Source organism: Micromonospora lupini str. Lupac 08 (assembly GCF_000297395.2).
Lineage (GTDB): Bacteria > Actinomycetota > Actinomycetes > Mycobacteriales > Micromonosporaceae > Micromonospora > Micromonospora lupini.
The window spans coordinates 4,101,492-4,116,902 of the sequence record NZ_HF570108.1 but is presented as its reverse complement, the minus strand read 5'-3'; the positions used below and the strand labels follow the sequence as shown (position 1 = coordinate 4,116,902).

Here is a 15,411-nt window from a genome sequence, read left to right as displayed (position 1 = left end):
CGGCGGTGCTGGCCGCCCGCGCGGCGGTGCGGCTTACCCGTCCCGGGCCCTGTCAACCATGCGGCGGCGCCCAGGTGGTGGTGCGACCGTGCCCCGGAGGGTGGTTCTATTGGCGCCATGGCAAACCCGGTGATCCTGACCGTCGACGACGATCCCGCGGTGTCCCGGGCGGTGGCCCGGGACATCCGGCGCCGCTACGGCGACCGCTACCGGGTGCTGCGCGCCTCCTCGGGGCCGGAGGCGCTGGACGCGCTGCGGGAGGTCAAGCTGCGCGGTGAGCAGGTCGCGTTGCTGCTGGCCGACCATCGGATGCCGGAGATGACAGGCGTCGAGTTCCTCGAGGCCGCCATGGACATCTTCCCCGCCGCCCGCCGGGTGCTGCTCACCGCGTACGCCGACACCGACGCGGCGATCGAGGCGATCAACGTGGTCGACCTGGACCACTACCTGCTCAAGCCCTGGCACCCGCCGGAGGAGAAGCTGTACCCGGTGGTCGACGGCCTGCTGGAGGCGTGGTCGGTCACCCCGGACGCGGCGAGCATCGAGATCCGGGTCGTGGGGCACCGCTGGTCGGCGCCGTCGTTCAAGGTCCGTGACTTCCTGGCCCGCAACCTCGTGCCGTACCGCTGGTTGTTGTCCGACGACCCGGAGGGCGCCCGGCTGCTCGACGCGGCCGGGGCCACCGAGGCGGACGTACCCCTGGTGGTGACCGCCGAGGGCAAGGCCCTGGTGGCCCCCAACGAGACGGAGCTGGCGGCGCTGGCCGGGTTGACGGTGGTGCCGGCGTCCGACTTCTACGACCTCGTGGTGATCGGCGGCGGTCCGGCGGGCCTGGGCTCGGCCGTGTACGGCGCGTCGGAGGGGCTGCGCACCGTCCTCGTGGAGCGGCGGGCGACCGGCGGGCAGGCCGGGCAGAGCAGCCGGATCGAGAACTACCTGGGCTTTCCCGACGGCGTCTCCGGCGCCCAGCTGACCGACCGGGCCCGACGGCAGGCGGTGAAGTTCGGGGCCGAGCTGCTCAGCGCCCGGGAGGTGGTCGGCCTGAGCGAGGCCGGTGGGGCCCGGCTGCTGCGCTTCGGCGACGGCAGCGAGATCGCCGCGCACACAGTGGTGCTGGCCACCGGGGTCTCCTACCGGGTGCTCGACGCGCCAGGGCTGGCCGACTTCACCGGCCGGGGGGTGTTCTACGGCGCCGCCGCCACCGAGGCGCCCAGTTGTGTCGACCAGGACGTCTACATCGTGGGCGGGGCCAACTCGGCAGGCCAGGCCGCCGTGCACTTCTCCCGGTACGCCGCCCGCGTCCACCTGCTGATCCGCGGCGCGGACCTCACGGCGTCGATGTCGCGTTACCTGATCGACCAGCTGGAACGCATCGACCGGATCACCGTGCACCCGCACACGGCGGTGGTCGGCGGCACCGGGCAGGACCACCTGCAACAGCTCACCCTCTGCGACACCCGTACCGGGCAGGCCCGCTCGGTCGACACGTCCTGGCTGTTTATCTTCATCGGCGCCGAGCCCCGCACGGACTGGCTGGACGGGGTGCTCGTCCGCGACGGACGCGGCTTCATCGTCACCGGCCCGGACCTGTTGACAGGTGGCCGGCGTCCGGCCGGGTGGTCGCTGTCGCGCGACCCGTACCACCTGGAGACCAGCGTGCCGGGGGTCTTCGCCGCCGGGGACGTCCGCGCCGAGTCGGTCAAGCGGGTCGCCTCGGCCGTCGGCGAGGGCGCGATGGCCGTCTCGCTCGTGCACCGCTACCTGGAGGCCCAGTGAGCGCGAGGAGTGAGCCGGTTTTGCGAGCCCCGCAGTCGCGAACAGAGGTGGCGCAGTGAGCGCGAGGAGTGAGCCGGTTTTGCGAGCCCCGCAGTCGCGAACAAAGGAGTCCTCATGACCACCCCGTCGGAGCGGTTGACGCCCGCGCAGCTGCGTGACCTGTTCCTGTTCGAGTCCCTCGACGACTCCCAGCGTGCCTGGCTGGCGGAACGCGGGCGCGTCGAGCAACGTGCGGGTGGCACCCTGGTGTACGCCGAGGGTGAGCCCGGCACGTGCTTCTTCGTATTGCTGCGTGGGGCGGTGGCGCTGAGCCGGCAGGTGCGCGGCGACGAGATCGAGGTCAGTCGGACCGACCAGCGCGGGGTGTACGGCGGCGCGGTCCAGGCGTACCTGGGCGACCAGGTCGACCAGATCTACCGCAACAGCATGCGGGCGCTTGTCGACTCGGACTTCTTCGTGCTGCCGGCGGAGGACTTCGCGTACGCCCTGCGGTCCTGGTTCCCGATGCCCATGCACCTGTTGGAGGGGCTGTTCCTCGGCCTGCGGAACAGCCAGACCATCGTCGGCGAACGGGAGCGGCTGTTGGCGCTCGGTTCGCTGTCGGCGGGACTGACCCACGAGCTGAACAACCCGGCCGCGGCGGCCGTGCGGGCCACCTCGGTGCTGCGCGACCGGGTCGCCGGCATGCGGCACAAGCTCGCCATGATCGCCGACGGCCGGCTCGACGGTACCGCCCTGCACGGCCTTGTCTCGTTGCAGGAGGAGGCGGTGGCCCGCGTGGCCACCGCGCCGAAGCTGACCCCGATGGACACCGCCGACGCCGAGGACACCCTCACCGACTGGCTGGAGGAGCACGGGGTGGGCGGCGCCTGGGACCTGGCGCCGATCCTGGTGGGTGGCGGTCTGGACACGGCCTGGCTCGGCCAGGTGAAGGCGGCCGTCGGGCCGGCGGACCTGGAGGCCGCGGTGCGGTGGCTCACCTACACCGTCGACACCGAGCTGCTGATGCGCGAGATCGGCGACTCGGTCACCCGGATCTCCGGCCTCGTCGGCGCCGCCAAGCAGTACTCCCAGCTGGACCGCGCCCCGCACCTGGTGGTGGACGTGCACGACCTGCTCGACGCCACGCTTGTCATGTTCAAGGGCAAGATCCCCGCCGAGGTCAAGCTCGTCCGCGAGTACGACCGGTCGCTCCCGCCGATCCCGGCGTACGCGGCGGAGCTGAACCAGGTGTGGACGAACCTGATCGACAACGCGCTGGGCGCGATGGGGGAGAAGGGCGTGCTGACCGTCCGCACCGGCCAGGTCGGCGACCTGCTGTCGGTGGAGATCACCGATACCGGTCCCGGCATCCCGCCCGAGGTGCGCCCGCGCATCTTCGAGCCGTTCTTCACCACCAAGCCGGTCGGTGCGGGCACGGGTCTGGGGCTGGACATCTCGTACCGGATCGTGGTCAACAAGCACCACGGCGACATCCGGGTGGAGACCGAGCCCGGGAACACCACGTTCCAGGTGCTGCTGCCTCTCACCGAGGAGGCGGCGCCCACTCTGTGAAACACCCGTACGACGCGCCGACTACCTAGAGACATCGAGTAGTTGCGGGCAGTAGTCTCGGGCGGCGTTCGTGCTTCCCGCCCCCCGAGGAGCGTCCGTGGACTCGATGGCCCGCCCGCGCACCGCGCCCCACGACGACGACCAGCCGATCGACCCGCCCGACGACGCCTCCGTGCTGCCGGAGCTGGAGGACGCCGCCTGGATGCACCACGCGACCACGTTCGCGCACACCAGCTTCTGGGCCGTGGCCCGACGGCTGCCCCGGCTCGTGCGTGAGGCGGTGGCGCTGGCCTGGGCCACCAACCGCATGGACACCGTCGCCTCCATCGGCCTGAACGTCGCCGCCGGGGTGATGACCACCTTCGGCCTGCTCGCCACGACCACCGTGCTGCGCGAGCTCTTCGCCGCCGGGCCCACCCCGGACCGGGTGCGCTCCGCCCTGCCGGCGCTTGTCGTGGCCGCCGCGGCGGTCTCGGCGCGCGGCGGTCTGACGATCGCGGCCGGCTGGGCCCAGGCGCGGCTCACCCCGCAGATCAACTACCAGGTGGAGCTGCGGTTGTTCGAGGCCACCACCGCCGTGGACCTGGCCGCGTTCGACGACGCCGGGTTCGCCGAGGAGATGGACCGGGTCCGCGACCGGGGGATGGGCGAGGCGGCGTGGATCGTCGACCACACCGTCAACCTGGTCACCGGCGTGGTCGGGATGCTCGCCACCGCCGTGGCGGTGACAGTCATCCAGCCTCTGCTGCTGCCGTGCCTGCTGCTCGCTGCCGTGCCCCAGGCGATCACGGCGGTGCGGATGGCCCGCCGGGAGTACCTGGCGATGCTGGCGCGGATCACCCGTCGGCGGCGGATGTGGATGCTCGCCCACCTGATGGCCAACCGGCACACCGCCGCCGAGGTGCGCGCCTACCAGATGCGCGACTTCCTGCTCGCCGAGTACCGGGCCGTGATGGCCGTCGAGACCCGCGCCCAACTGCGGCTGGTCCGTTCGCAGACCGGCACCCGCGTGGCCGGCGCCACCGTGGCGGGCCTGGCCACCTTCGGGGTGTACGCCGTGCTCGGCGGGCTGCTCCTGGCCGGCATGGTCGCCCTCGCCGCCGCGGCCACCGCCCTGCTCGCCCTGCAGTCCGCCCGGAGCAGCCTGGGCGTCGCGGTCGTCGCCACCAACTCGCTGTACGAGGACGCCCTCTACTACCAGGACTACCGGGACTTCCTGACGCGGGCGCAGGGCCGGGTGCCCGTCGGCGGTGACCGGACGGTCGACGGCGTCGAGACGATCGACCTCGACGAGGTGAGCCTGCGCTACCCCGACACCGACGCGCCGGCGGTGGACCGGGTCAGCCTGACGATCCGGCGCGGTGAGGTGATCGCGCTGGTCGGCGAGAACGGCTCCGGCAAGACCACCCTGGCCAAGTTGATCGCCGGGCTCTACCAGCCGACCGGTGGGACGATCCGCTGGGACGACGTCGACGCCGCCGAGCTGGATCCGCGCACGCTCGGCGCGCAGGTGGCCGTGATGACCCAGGAGTACTGGAAGTTCCCGTTCACCGCCGGGCAGAACATCCGCGTCGGCCGGCACGACCGTACGCCCGACCATCCCGGCCCCGACGTGCAGGAGGCCGCCGCGGCGGCCGCCGCCCACGACATGATCGTCGGTCTGCCGCACGGCTACGACACCCTGCTCGACCGGGAGTTCAAGAACGGTCATGAGCTGTCCGGCGGGCAGTGGCAGCGGCTGGTAGCCGCCCGCGGCCTCTACCGCGATGCCGCCCTGCTGATCTGCGACGAGCCGTCGGCCGCCCTGGACGCCCGCGCCGAACACGCCCTGTTCCAGCACCTGCGCCGTCGACCCGACCGGGCGGTCGTCCTGATCACCCACCGTCTGGCAAACGTCCGGCACGCCGACCGGATCTTCGTCATGGACCGGGGTCGCCTCGTCCAGGAGGGCAACCACGACGAGTTGATGGCGGCCGGCGGCCTCTACCGCGAGCTGTTCGAGTTGCAGGCCAGCGGCTACCGGGCCGGCACCACCGACGCCGCGAGCCACTGACACGGACGCCCTGCGACGGCGGTCGGGTTCGGGCTTGCGTCAGGCGGGATGGGCGCCGTTGAGGAAATCCGCCAGGACGCGGGTGTGGGTGGAGAAGGCCAGCTCGACCGGGTCGGTGAGCACCAGCCACTCGGTCGCCTCCTCGGTGGGCGCCGACGGCGGCAGGTCCTCGACAGCCCGCTCGGGCAGCACCCCGAACACCATCATGGTGCCGCCCGCCGGGGCGCCGCGCACGGCGAGGAGCCGGGCGTCCTCGGCCGCCGCGACCAGTCCGGTCTCCTCCCGCAGCTCACGCACGAGCGCGTCGGACCACTCCTCGCCGTACTCGATGAAGCCGCCGGGCAGCGCGAGCAGCCCGCGGGCCGGTTCGATGTCCCGGCGGACGACCACCACACCCAGCCCGTCGGCGGTGTGGACCGGGAGCACCGCCACCGCGACGGGCAGCGGGTTACGCCAGACGGTCTCGCCGCAGACCGCGCAGACCCGCGGCCACCCGGCCGCCGCCGGATAGGCGGCGCCGCAGTAGGAGCAGTGCGAGTACGGCGTACCGGTCATGGCGCAGCACGTTACCCGGACCGCCGTCGGCGGAGCTGCTCAGGCTTGCGGGACGCCCGTGTAGAAGGCGGTGGTGCGCTCCGCGGCGGCCTTGGCCTCGTCGGCGTCGGTGCCGGCGGCGATGCTCGCCTCGCACCAGAGCTGGCTGCTCAGCTCCATGGCGCGTCGACCCTCGGCGGAGGCGACCCACTCGGCGCTGTCCTCCGGCCGGACACCGCTGCCGTCGCCGGAGAGGTACGTGGCCAGACCGAGCAGGCCCAGGTCCCAGCCGACGCCGACGGCGCCCGGCCCGAACTGCGCCCACCGGTCCTGGTCGACGTGCGCGATGTGGTCCAGGTCGAGGCGGGCCCGCTCGTCGCCGACCGGGGTGACCCGCACCTCGATCCAGCTCACCTCGCCGCCCATCTCCCAGGTGGCGGTGAAGCGGTGCGGAGGCTCGCAGCTCTCGATGGTGCCGCCGGCGTTGCCCTGGAGCTGGTACGTGCCGCCCAACCGCAGGTCGCCGCTGATCGGCAGGAACCAGCGCGGGATGCGCTCGGCGTTGGTGCAGGCGTCCCACAGATCCTCGGCCGTCGCCTGGTAGGTCTGGCTGATCGTGGTCACCCGGGCCTCGCCGGCCTCCAGGGTGCGGCTGCCGACCTGCCGCTGAACGGCGTTGATCTGCTCGGTCGCGTCGAACATCAGGTGTTCCTCTCGTCGGGTGGGTCGGCGGGCCCGCGTAGGCGACGCTCGCGTCGGCCCCGGGCCAGCTCGGTGGCGAGTGCCGCCAGTGGTGGCGCCCAGAACCGGCGGAAGTGCTCCAACCAGCCGTCGACCTCGCGCAACGGGCGCGGGTCGACCGCGTACAGCCGCCGGGCGCCCTCCGGTCGCACGGTGGCGAAGCCGTTGTCCCGCAACACTTTGAGGTGCTGTGACACGGCGGGCTGGGAGATGCCGAACTCGTCGCGGATGACCGCGCTGACCGCGCCCGCGGTCTGCTCGCCGTCGGCGAGCAGCTCCAGGATGCGGCGCCGGACCGGATCGCCCAGCACGTCGAAGGCGTGCACGGCGACAGTTATATCACCGCTCGCTTATTTAAGCCAAGCCTGATAAGCCGACCAGCTTGTCCAGGCGGATCGGCAGGTCCCGCACGCGTACGCCGGTGGCGTGGTGCACCGCGTTGGCGACCGCGGCCGCGGTGCCGACGATGCCGATCTCGCCGAGCCCCTTCACGCCGGCCGGGTTCAGCTCGTCGTCCCGCTCGTCCAGCCAGTACGCCTCGATGGACTCGACGTCCGCGCAGCCGGTGATGTGGTAGGTCGCCAGGTCGTGGTTCACCCAGTCGCCGTAGCGCTCGTCGAGCAGACCCTCCTCGTGCAGCGCCATCGACAGCCCCATCGTCATGCCGCCGATGAGCTGACTGCGCGCCGTCGTCGGGTTCACCACCCGGCCGGCCGCGAACACTCCGAGCGTGCGGTTCACCCGCACCTCGCCGGTGTCCGCGTCCACCCGCACCTCGACGAACTGGGCCCCGTACGCGTACCGGGGCCGCTCGGGCTGCCCGCCCACCTCGTCCGTGGTGTCCGCCTCGGCGCTGACCTCGGTGCCCGGCGGTGCGCCCGCGCGAAGCTTGCCCCGCAGCGCCTCGCAGGCCCGGACCACGGCCCAGCTCCACGAGGCGGTGCCCATCGAGCCACCGGCCAGCGGGGCCACCGGCAGGTCGGTGTCGCCGATGCGGATCTCGACCCGCTCGGGCGGCACCCCGAGCGCGTCGGCGGCCACCTGCCAGAGCGCCGTGCGGGCACCGGTGCCGATGTCGGTGGCGTCGATCCGGGCCAGGAAACTGCCGTCGGGCCGGGCGGTCACCGACGCCGAGGACGGTCGCGCCCGGGCCGGGTAGCTCGACCCGGCCACCCCGGTGCCGACGAGCCACCGTCCGTCGCGCCGGGCCCGGGGAGTCGGATCCCGGCCGGCCCAGCCGAACCGCTGCGCCCCCTCGCGCAGGCAGGCCACCAGGTTGCGGCTGGTGAACGGTTGCCCCTGGTCGGGGTCCACCGCCGCGTCGTTGCGGATCCGCAGCTCCACCGGGTCGACGCCGGCCGCGATCGCCAGCTCGTCCATCGCCGACTCCAGGGCGTACGCGCCGGGGCACTCGCCGGGAGCGCGCATCCAGAACGGCGTGGGCACGTCGAGGCGGACCAGTCGGTGGGTCGTGCGCCGGTGCGGCGCCGCGTACATGCTGCGGGTGTAGACGGCTGTCTGCTCGGCGAACTCCCGGATGGTCGACGTCTGGCTGATCGCGTCGTGGCAGACCGCGGTGAGCCGCCCGTCGGCGTCGGCGGCGAGGCGGACCCGTTGGATGGTGGGGGTGCGGTAGCCGATCGGCCCGAACAGTTGCTGACGCGTCAACGCCAGCTTGACCGGGCGGTCCACGTGCCGGGCGGCGAGCGCGGCGAGCACGACCGCTGCCTTGGCGTACCCCTTGCTGCCGAAGCCGCCGCCGACGTGCTCGGCGATGACCCGGACCGACTCGCGGGGCAGCTCGAACAGCTCGGCAAGCGTCGCCTGCACCGGCGCGGCGCCCTGGGTGGAGTCGTGCACCAGCAGCCGCCCGTCGTGCCACCGCGCCGTCGTCGCGTGCGGCTCCATCGGGTTGTTGTGGTAGGCAGGCGTCCGGTACGTGGCGTCCACCCGCACCGGCGCCGCCGCGTACCCGGCGTCGAAGTCGCCCTCGACGGTGTCCGTCGGGTAGCTGGGGTTGACGTGCTCCGGCTTGTACAGGCCGGGGTGGTCGTCGGTGAGCACGGTGCTGTGCGAGCCGGTGTCGTAGTCGATCCGTACCAGTCGGGCGCCCTCGCGGGCCGCCTCCAGGCTGGTGGCCACCACCACCGCCACGAACTGCCCCCGGTAGTGCACCGCCGGCTCCTGCAACAGCCACAGCTCCGGCTGCGGGCCGGGCGCGATCCGGGGCGCGTTGCCGTGGTGCAGCACCGCCAGCACACCGGGCGACGCGAGCGCCTCGTCGGTGTCGACGCGGGTGATCCGGCCCCGGACCACTGCCGCCGGCACCACCCAGCCGTAGGTGACGCCGTCGGTCGGGTACTCCACCGCGTACCGGGCCGTGCCGGTGACCTTCTCCCGACCCTCCAGCCGGGGGTACGCCCGGCCCACCGCGCCGGCGCTCACGACGACGCCAGTTCGGTGAGCACCCGCACCGTGATGGCCCGGGTCAGCGGCAGCTTGAAGCCGTTGTGCCGCAACGGTCGCGCCTCGGCCAGCTCGGCGTCGGCGGCCCGCGCCGCCAGTTCCGGGCTGAACGGGCGACCCCGCAACTCCTCCTCGGCCCGGTACGCCCGCCACGGCCGGTGCGCCACCGCCCCGTACGCCAGACGGACGTCGCGGACCACGTCGCCGTCGAGATCGAGGACCGCGGCCACCGAGCCGGCCGCGAAGGCGAACGAGGCCCGGTCGCGCACCTTGAGGTACGCCGAGCGACGCGCGGCCGGCAGCGCCGGCAGCCGTACGGCGGTGATCAACGTGCCACGCGCCAGGGTGGTCTCCCGCTCCGGATGCGTGCCGGGGGAGCGGTACAGCGCGGCGAGCGGGACGTCCCGGGCGCCGTCGGCGTCGTGCACCTCCACCACGGCGTCCAGCGCGGCGAGGGCGACAGCCAGGTCCGACGGGTGGGTGGCGACGCACTGCTCGGACCAGTCCAGCACGGCCAGGTCGCGGTTCTGCCCGTGCAGGGCGGCGCAGCCGCTGCCCGGGTCGCGCTTGTTGCAGGCCTTGCCGGTGTCCTGGAAGTAGACGCAGCGGGTGCGCTGCAACAGGTTGCCGCCGGTGGTGGCCAGGTTGCGCAGCTGGCCGGACGCGGCGGCGAGCAGCGCGCGGGCCAGCACCGGGTAGTCGCGGCGGACCGCCGGGCGGGCGGCGAGGTCGCTGTTGCGCACCGTCGCGCCGATCCGCAGCCCGCCGTCGGGCAGCTCCTGGACCGCGTCCAGGGGCAGCCGGGTGACGTCCACCAGCAGCTCGGGCCGCTGCACCCCGAGCTTCATCAGGTCGACCAGGTTGGTCCCGCCACCCAGGTACGCCGCGTGCGGCTCGCCGGCCAGCACGGCGACGGCGTCGGCCACGTCGGCCGGCCGGTGGTAGCGGAACGGCCTCACGGCGCGGTCGCCGTCTCGCGGATGGCCGCGACGATGTGCGGGTACGCGGCGCAGCGGCAGAGGTTGCCGGCCATCCGCTCCCGGATCTCGGCGTCGGTCAGCTCGGGCGGCGAGTCGAGGTCCTCGGTGACCGCGCTGGGCCAGCCCCGGGCGACCTCGTCGAGCATGCCCCGGGCGGAGCAGAGCTGCCCGGGGGTGCAGTAGCCGCACTGGAACGCGTCGTGCGCGACGAACGCGGCCTGCATCGGGGACAGGTCGTCGGGGCCGGCGAGCCCCTCGACGGTAAGCACCGACCGGCCGTCCACCGTGACCGTGAAGACGAGGCAGCTCTTCGCCCGGCGGCCGTCCAGCAGCACCGTGCAGGAGCCGCACTGGCCGTGGTCGCAGCCCTTCTTCGCCCCGGTCAGGCCCAGGTGCTCGCGCAGCGCGTCGAGCAGGGTGGTGCGGTTGTCAAGCGTCAGTTCCCGCCGGTCACCGTTGACCTCGAACGCCACCCGGGACGAGTGACGCTCGTCGGTCGTCGTCTCGTTCTCCGGTCCGCCCCGCACCGGCCCAGACTAGCGGCAGTGGCACATAAGTGGGCGAATTGCGCATAGAGCCTGCCGGACGTACCCCGAGCGCCGCCGGATGCGGCGCCCGGGGATCCCCGCCGGCCCCCGTCTCAGGCCACCGGCGCTGTCGCGTCGGTGGTTCGGGCGAGGCGTTGGTGGGCGCGGATCAGCTCCGCGTAGCGCAGGCCGCTCGCCTTCACCGTCCGTCGCTGGGTCGCGTAGTCGACGTGCACCAGCCCGAAGCGCTTGTCGTAGCCGTACGCCCACTCGAAGTTGTCCAGCAGCGACCACACGAAGTAGCCGTCCAGCGGCACGCCCCGAGCCACCGCCGACGCGCACGCCGCCAGGTGCTGCTCCAGGTGGTCGGTGCGCTCCTTGTCCTCGACGGTGCCCTCGGCGGTGACCTCGTCCGGCCACGCCGAGCCGCTCTCGGTGACGATGATCCGGCCCGGCCGGTACTCCTCGTGCACGTCGACGAGCAGCCGCTCCAGGCCCGCCGGGTACATCTCCCAGCCCATCGCGGTCTCCACCGAGCCGGGCACCGGCACCTGCTTGGCGTACGGCGCCGGGCCGGTCGGGTCGTCGACCACCAGTTGCCGGAAGTAGTAGTTCACCCCGAGGAAGTCGGTGGGCGTGGCGATCACCGCAAGGTCGTCACCGCGCACCGGCGGCTCCACCCCGTACGTGGCGATCATGTCGGCCGGGTAGCCGCGTCCGTGGATCGGGTCCAGCCACCAGCGGTTGACGTGCCCGTCGGCGCGCCGGGCCGCCGCGACGTCCTCGGGTCGGTCGGTCGCCGGCTCGATCGGGCTGAGGTTGAGCACCAGACCGACCGACGCCTCCCGGGCGGCGTTGGCCCGGATCGCCTGGGTGGCCAGGCCGTGCCCGAGCAGCGCGTGGTGCGAGGCGTGCACGGCGCGGGTCAGATCCCGCTCGCCGGGGGCCATGTTGCCGTCCAGGTGCCCGATCCAGCACACGCAGAGCGGCTCGTTGACCGTGTTCCAGTCGGCCACCCGGTCGCCGAGGCGGGCGGCGACCACCGCCGCGTACTCGGCGAACGCCTCGGCCGTGGCCCGCTCCGGCCAGCCGCCGGCGTCCTGGAGCACCTGCGGCAGATCCCAGTGGTAGAGCGTGACGAACGGCCGGATCCCGTCGGTGAGCAGCGTGTCGACGAGCCGGTCGTAGAAGTCCAGCCCGGCGGGGTTGACCCGGCCGACGCCGTCGGGCATCACCCGGGGCCAGGCCACCGAGAACCGGTACGCGTCCACGCCGAGCCGGCGCAGCAGCGCGAGGTCCTCCGGCCACCTGTGGTAGTGGTCGCAGGCCACCGCGCCGGTGTCGCCGTTGTCGACCTTGCCGGGGGTCGCCGAGAAGGTGTCCCAGATGGACGGCGACCGGCCGTCGACGTCGACGGCCCCCTCGATCTGGTACGCCGCCGTGGCGACGCCCCAGAGGAAGTCGGGTGGCAGCTTGGACAGGTCGGGCACGGGTCGGTTCTCCTCTGGGTGTGGGTGTGGGTGAGTCACTTGACGGCACCGGCGGTGAGGCCGGCGACGAAGTAGCGCTGCAGGGCCAGGAACCCGGCCACGACGGGGATGCTGACCACCAGCGAGGCCGCCATGATCTGGTTCCAGTAGACGTTGAACTGGGTGGAGTAGCCCTGCAGGCCGACGGCCAGGGTGCGGCTGCCCTCGTCGGTCATCACGGAGGCGAACAGCACCTCACCCCAGGCCGTCATGAACGCGTACACGGTCACGGCGACGACGCCGGGCACGGCGGCCGGCAGGATGACCCGGAACAGGATGCGCAGCGGGCCGGCCCCGTCGACCTGCGCCGCCTCGTCCAGCCCGCGGGGGATCGAGTCGAAGTAGCCGACGAGCATCCAGATCGAGAACGGCAGCGAGAAGGTCAGGTACGTGATGATCAGGCCGGTGCGGCTGGCGTACAGCTCGATGCCCGTGGCGTTGCCCAGGTTGACGTAGATGAGGAACAGCGGCAGCAGGAACAGGATGCCGGGGAACATCTGGGTGGACAGCACCGTCACCGAGAAGACGCCCCGGCCGCGGAACCGGTACCGGCTGACCGCGAACGCCGCGAAGATCGCCACGGCCACCGAGCAGACCGCCGCGACGCTCGACACCACCAGGCTGTTGACCAGGTAGCGGGCCAGCGGCACGGTGCTCCACATGTCGACGAACGGTTGCAGGGTGGGCCGGCTGGGCCACCAGGTGAACCCGTTCTGCACGTCCCGCAACGGTTTCGCCGCCGAGGTGACCATCACGTAGAGCGGAATGACGACGAAGAGGGTGAGCAGGGTCAGCACGATGCGCCGGCCCCAGCGCTCACCTGCGGTCTCACGCATGGTCGTCCCTCCGGCGGTTGGTGATCAGCAGATACGCGGCCGAGACGACGAGCAGGAACAGCAGCAGCGCCACCGACATCGCCGAGCCCGACCCGAAGTCCCAGGTCTTGAAGGAGCTGCGGTAGATGTGGATGGAGATGAGGTCGGCCTGTTCGGGCGCGGAGCCGCCGAAGAGCACGTACGGGGTGTTGAAGTCGTTGAAGGTCCACAGGAACAGCACCAGCAGCAGCACCAGGTTCACCGGCCGCAGCATGGGCAGGGTGACCGAGCGCAGTCGGCGCCAGAACCCGGCGCCGTCGATCGCGGCGGCCTCGTACAGCTCGCCGGGCACGTTCTGCAGGCCGGCCATCAGGCACAGGAACGCGAACGGCCAGTTGCGCCAGACCGACACCACGAGCAGTGACCAGAAGCTGTTGTCGCCGATCAACCAGAACGGCCGCTCGTTGAGCAGCCCGAGCTGGTCCACGAGCACGTGATTGACCAGGCCGGTGTCGCGTTGCAGCAGGAAGCTCCAGGTGATCACTGCGGTGTAGACCGGCAGCGCGTACGGGGTGAGGAACAGCGCCCGCAGGATGGCCCGGCCGCGAAACGGCTTCTGCAGCACGACGGCCGCCGCGATGCCGAGCAGCCAGGCGAACCCGACCGAGAGCACGCTGTAGATCAGCGTCACCCAGAACGAGTGCAGCAGCTCCTTGCCGGCGGCGCTGTTCAGGTCGAGTGTGGCGCGGTAGTTCTCCAGCCCGACGAAGGGCGCGGTGGACCAGTCCCGGATGTGGAACTGGGTCAGCTCCAGCAGGCTCATCCAGACCCCGACCACCATCGGGATCACGTGGATGGCGAGTTCCAGCACGATGGCCGGGGCGAGCAGCAGGTACGGCAGGAGCGAGCGGCGGGGGCCGCGCGGCCGGCGGGCGGCCCCCCGGGCGGGTGACCCGGCCCGGGGTACGCGCCGGTCGGCGTTCGGCGCGGTGGTGCTGGTTGCCATCGGGGTCCTCTCGGAGGCGGTGGCCGTGGCCGGGCTCGTCGCCCGACCACGGCCACCGGCGCTGCGTGGGTCAGCGCATCTTCTGCTGCGCGTCGGTCAGCTTCGCCTTCACCGACTGCTCGGTGACCGGCTTGCCGCTCGCCGCGTCGGCGAACAACTCCTTCATCGCGGTGCCGACCAGGGTCTCGAAGGTGCTCTCGTCGGGCACCTGCGGCAGCGGGGCGGCGGTGGTGACAAGCGTCTCCTGGATGCTCTTCTGCTCCGGGGCGCTGAACGCCGGGTCGGCGCCCGCGGTCTTGACCGCCGGCAGCGAGCCGTACGTCTTGTTGAGGAGCGTCTGCTCCTCGTCGCTGGTCATGAACTTGACGAAGCTCAGCGCGCCGTCCTTGTTCTTGGTGTGCTTGAAGACCGCCATGTTGATGCCGGCGACCATGCTGTTGACCTTCTTGCCACCGGCCGGAGGGCTGGCCAGGAACGGCACCGGGGCCACCCCGTACGCGTCGGCCGCCATGTTCTGCGTCTTCAGGTTCGAGCCGGCGGACTGCCACAGCAGCATGGCGGCCTTGCCGTTGGCGAAGTCGGAGACCGACTGGTTCTGCGCGTACTCGGCGTTGCTCGGGTTGGTGATCTTGTCGGCGGCCATGAAGTCGACGTAGCGCTTGATGGCCGAGACGTTCTGCGGGGTGTCGAAGGTCGGCTTGCCGGCCGAGTCGAACCAGTCGCCGCCGTACTGCTGGCTGAAGGTGAAGGCGTGGTGCGCGTTCTCCGACGGGTTGGCGCCCTCGATCGCGAGGCCCCACTTGCCGCCCTTGGTGAGCTTCTTGCCGTCCTCGGCGAGCTGCTCCCAGGTGGTCGGCGGCGCGGTGATGCCGGCGTCGGCGAACGCCTTCTTGTTGTAGTACAGGCTGTACGCCATGCTGTAGAGCGGCACGGCGGCCGGCGGCTTGCCGGGGGCGCCGGCGGCGGCGAGCGCGGCGGGCACGATGCGGTCCTTGCCGCCGACGGCCTGCAGGGTGGCGTCGTCGAACTCGACGAGAGCGCCGGTGGCCTGCAGCGACGCCGACCAGGTGTTGCCGATGTTCACCACGTCCGGGCCCTTGCCCGAGGCGGCGGCGGCGAGCAGCCGGTTGAGCAGGTCCGACCAGGGGACCACCTCGAGGTTGACCTTGATGCCGGTCTGCTTCTCGAACTTGTCCAGCTCCGGCTGGAGGGTGGTCTTGTCGGCCTCCAGGCTGGCGCCCTGGTTGCTGGCCCAGTAGGTGAGGGTCTTGGGCGATGCGGCGGAGTCGTCGCCGGAGCCGCCGCAGGCGGTGAGCGATGCGGCGGCCAGTACGGCGGCGGTGAATATCCCGAGGTGTCGTCTCGACACGGTCAGCCCTTCCGGTGCGTGGTGGGGGTCCGCCGACCGTCGTCGTCGATAGGGGCGGCGA

General features: G+C 72.3%; 13 protein-coding genes. 3 read left to right on the top strand and 10 right to left on the bottom strand.

Features of this window, described 5'->3' with window-relative positions:
• Window positions 1-117: 117 nt before the first annotated feature.
• The 3 genes from MILUP08_RS19995 to MILUP08_RS19985 all read left to right on the top strand — a co-directional run bounded on the left by MILUP08_RS19995 (window position 118) and on the right by MILUP08_RS19985 (window position 5,383).
• A complete protein-coding gene (locus tag MILUP08_RS19995) occupies window positions 118-1,776 on the top strand; it encodes an NAD(P)/FAD-dependent oxidoreductase (RefSeq protein WP_007460911.1) in 1,659 nt (552 codons plus the stop codon).
• A gap of 114 nt (window positions 1,777-1,890) precedes the next feature.
• A complete protein-coding gene (locus MILUP08_RS19990; RefSeq protein ID WP_007460909.1) occupies window positions 1,891-3,330 on the top strand; it encodes an ATP-binding protein in 1,440 nt (479 codons plus the stop codon).
• A 106-nt stretch (window positions 3,331-3,436) separates the two neighbouring features.
• Entirely contained in the window at window positions 3,437-5,383 is a 1,947-nt protein-coding gene (locus tag MILUP08_RS19985; RefSeq protein WP_039908414.1) for an ABC transporter ATP-binding protein, read from the top strand.
• Between the two features lie 39 nt (window positions 5,384-5,422).
• Here MILUP08_RS19985 and MILUP08_RS19980 read toward each other — a convergent pair whose 3' ends face one another.
• From MILUP08_RS19980 to MILUP08_RS19935, 10 genes are all read right to left on the bottom strand, one after another.
• Complete coding sequence (locus MILUP08_RS19980) at window positions 5,423-5,938, bottom strand: NUDIX domain-containing protein (protein WP_007460907.1); 516 nt, start codon at window positions 5,936-5,938, stop codon at window positions 5,423-5,425.
• Window positions 5,939-5,977: 39 nt separating this feature from the next.
• Window positions 5,978-6,619 (bottom strand): SRPBCC family protein, encoded by a 642-nt coding sequence (locus MILUP08_RS19975; protein ID WP_007460906.1) that lies wholly within the window; start codon window positions 6,617-6,619, stop codon window positions 5,978-5,980.
• Window positions 6,619-6,984, bottom strand: a complete 366-nt coding sequence (locus MILUP08_RS19970) for an ArsR/SmtB family transcription factor (protein WP_007460905.1) — start codon at window positions 6,982-6,984, stop codon at window positions 6,619-6,621. The genes MILUP08_RS19975 and MILUP08_RS19970 overlap by 1 nt, the downstream gene beginning before the upstream one ends.
• 28 nt (window positions 6,985-7,012) lie before the next feature.
• The gene (locus tag MILUP08_RS19965) at window positions 7,013-9,103 is read right to left on the bottom strand and encodes a xanthine dehydrogenase family protein molybdopterin-binding subunit (RefSeq protein ID WP_007460904.1); all 2,091 of its coding nucleotides are present in this window, start codon (window positions 9,101-9,103) and stop codon (window positions 7,013-7,015) included.
• Window positions 9,100-10,083, bottom strand: coding sequence for an FAD binding domain-containing protein (locus MILUP08_RS19960; RefSeq protein ID WP_007460902.1), 984 nt, complete (start codon window positions 10,081-10,083; stop codon window positions 9,100-9,102). The genes MILUP08_RS19965 and MILUP08_RS19960 overlap by 4 nt, the downstream gene beginning before the upstream one ends.
• Window positions 10,080-10,577, bottom strand: coding sequence for a 2Fe-2S iron-sulfur cluster-binding protein (locus MILUP08_RS19955; protein ID WP_039908413.1), 498 nt, complete (start codon window positions 10,575-10,577; stop codon window positions 10,080-10,082). Before MILUP08_RS19955 ends, MILUP08_RS19960 begins: the two co-directional genes overlap by 4 nt.
• 167 nt (window positions 10,578-10,744) lie before the next feature.
• A complete protein-coding gene (locus MILUP08_RS19950; protein WP_007460900.1) occupies window positions 10,745-12,121 on the bottom strand; it encodes a GH1 family beta-glucosidase in 1,377 nt (458 codons plus the stop codon).
• A gap of 35 nt (window positions 12,122-12,156) precedes the next feature.
• Window positions 12,157-12,996: a carbohydrate ABC transporter permease gene (locus tag MILUP08_RS19945; protein ID WP_007460899.1), complete on the bottom strand. Its 840-nt coding sequence runs from the start codon at window positions 12,994-12,996 to the stop codon at window positions 12,157-12,159.
• On the bottom strand, window positions 12,989-13,981 hold the full coding sequence (locus tag MILUP08_RS19940) for a carbohydrate ABC transporter permease (RefSeq protein WP_007460898.1): 993 nt from the start codon (window positions 13,979-13,981) through the stop codon (window positions 12,989-12,991). Before MILUP08_RS19940 ends, MILUP08_RS19945 begins: the two co-directional genes overlap by 8 nt.
• A gap of 70 nt (window positions 13,982-14,051) precedes the next feature.
• The gene (locus MILUP08_RS19935; RefSeq protein ID WP_007460897.1) at window positions 14,052-15,350 is read right to left on the bottom strand and encodes an ABC transporter substrate-binding protein; all 1,299 of its coding nucleotides are present in this window, start codon (window positions 15,348-15,350) and stop codon (window positions 14,052-14,054) included.
• Window positions 15,351-15,411: the final 61 nt, after the last annotated feature.